Raw genomic sequence first — 2148 nt, forward strand, 5'->3', positions numbered from 1 at the left:
CGGGCAAAGCTGAAAAGCGAACTGGACAATTTACAGCGGCTGGTTGACCGTATCCCGCCGGATATACTGGCGGAACTGAAACGTCAGCAGCGGCACACGGTAAAGGAAAGGTGATAGATATAAGCAGAAATTTTCGCCGCCTCTGTGCGGCATTGTACCTTGAAAACTGAATATGGAGGACACTGGATGGCAAAAAGTGAAAGCGATATTTTTACACCCCGAACAGGGCAGGTTATACAAGCAGAGAACGGCACGCAGTATTTTGTATGTGGGAACAACCGTATAAAAATCTCCGAACACTTCGCCGCAGGCGGGAAGCCCCTCGGTGATCTGATTGTAGATGTGGTGCGGCATACCGCAGAAAAAGCCGCTTCAACCTGATAGCTCATCATTGATAACACGCCCACGCTTATGATATAATTGCCATAGAGCAAAAGTATTGTAAGCGTGGGTTGTTTCTTTAGAAGGAGGATTTTTACGGTGAAACAACCTTACAATACTACGATTTACAACACGGCGCTTTATATGAGATTGAGCCGGGACGATGAACTGCAAGGAGAAAGCGGGAGTATTCAGACACAACGCATGATGCTCCGGCAATATGCCGCCGAGCATGGCCTGAATGTCATAGATGAATATATCGACGATGGATGGTCTGGAACGAACTTTGACAGGCCGGATTTTCAGAGAATGATTGATGACATTGAGGACGGGAAAATCAACTGCGTTGTTACGAAGGATTTATCCCGCTTAGGCAGAAACTACATTCTGACCGGCCAGTACACGGAAATCTACTTTCCCAGCAAAGGCGTCCGCTATATCGCTGTCAATGACAATGTGGACACCATCAACGGAGAGAATGAGCTTGCCCCATTCCTCAACATTCTGAATGAAATGCACGCCCGCCAGACCAGCAAAAAGGTAAAGGCGGCCATGCGGACACGGTTCGCAAATGGCGCACACTATGGAGCCTATGCTCCGCTTGGCTATGTCAAAGACCCAGATAAGAAAGGCCATCTTCTGATTGACCCGGAAACAAGGTGGATTATCGAAAAGATTTTTGACCTTGCCGTTCATGGCCGGGGAGCCGCCAGCATTACACGGATTTTGGTCGAAGAAAAAGTACCTACTCCCGGCTGGCTGAATTTCCAGAGATACGGCACTTTCGCAAATATCTATGCCGGAGCGCCGGAGGAAAAAGCCTATGCGTGGACGATAGCGCAGGTGAAAAGTATTCTGAAAGAGGAAACCTATATCGGACACAGCGTCCACAATAAGCAGACCAACATTTCATTCAAAAACAAGAAGAAAGTACGCAAGCCAAAAGAGGAATGGTATCGTGTGGAGAACACCCACGAAGCGATTATTTCCGAAGATGTGTTCCGTCAAGTACAGGAGCAGATTTGCAACAGGCGCAGACGGCAGAAGAACGGCACAACACAGATATTTTCCGGGCTGGTAAAATGTGCGGACTGCGGCTGGTCGCTGGCCTATGGTATGAACAGCCAGAACAAAAATCCCTATGCCCACTACCATTGTAGCAAGTACGGGCAAGGATTGCACCAGTGTTCCATGCACTATATCCGCTATGATGTGCTTTACGCCTATGTCCTTTCCCGTCTGCAATACTGGTCTGTGCTGGCACAGCAGGATGGGGACAAACTTCTGAAACGGCTACTTAACGCCAGCGACAAGGAACGCAATACTGCAAGGAAGCGGCAGACAGCCGAACTGAAAAAGGCGGAAAAGCGCAAAGCAGAAGTAGACACCCTGTTTGCAAAAATGTATGAGGACTGGTCTGCCGGACGCATTACAGAATACAATTTCAATATGCTGTCCGAAAAGTATCAGGGCGAACAGCGAGAATTGGACGTAAAAATTGAACGGCTTCACGAAGCGATGGAGACCGCCGCCCAGACAGCGGTTGACGCTGAAAAGTGGATAGGTCTGATGAAACAGTATGTCAATCCCACAGAATTGACGGCTGAACTTCTGAATACGCTGATTGAAAAAATCCTTGTCCATGAAGCGGTCAAAAGTGAGGACGGAAGCCGGGAACAGGAAGTGGAAATCTTCTACCGCTTTATCGGCAAAATCGAATGACACATCTTGAGATACCCAACAATATCTTTAACTAAGGGAAACGGG

General features: G+C 48.1%; 2 protein-coding genes and 1 pseudogene. All 3 read left to right on the plus strand.

The features are described from left to right. Positions 1-114 (plus strand): annotated as a pseudogene (locus FYJ45_RS29210) (MobV family relaxase); the annotation flags it as partial. 72 nt (positions 115-186) lie between these two features. Further along, positions 187-381: a hypothetical protein gene (locus tag FYJ45_RS29215; RefSeq protein ID WP_002334813.1), complete on the plus strand. Its 195-nt coding sequence runs from the start codon at positions 187-189 to the stop codon at positions 379-381. Between the two features lie 144 nt (positions 382-525). Further along, entirely contained in the window at positions 526-2103 is a 1578-nt protein-coding gene (locus FYJ45_RS29220) for a recombinase family protein (protein WP_154410947.1), read from the plus strand. Positions 2104-2148 lie beyond the last annotated feature (45 nt).

Origin of the sequence: Eisenbergiella porci (assembly GCF_009696275.1) — a bacterium.
GTDB classification, from domain to species: Bacteria; Bacillota; Clostridia; order Lachnospirales; family Lachnospiraceae; genus Eisenbergiella; species Eisenbergiella porci.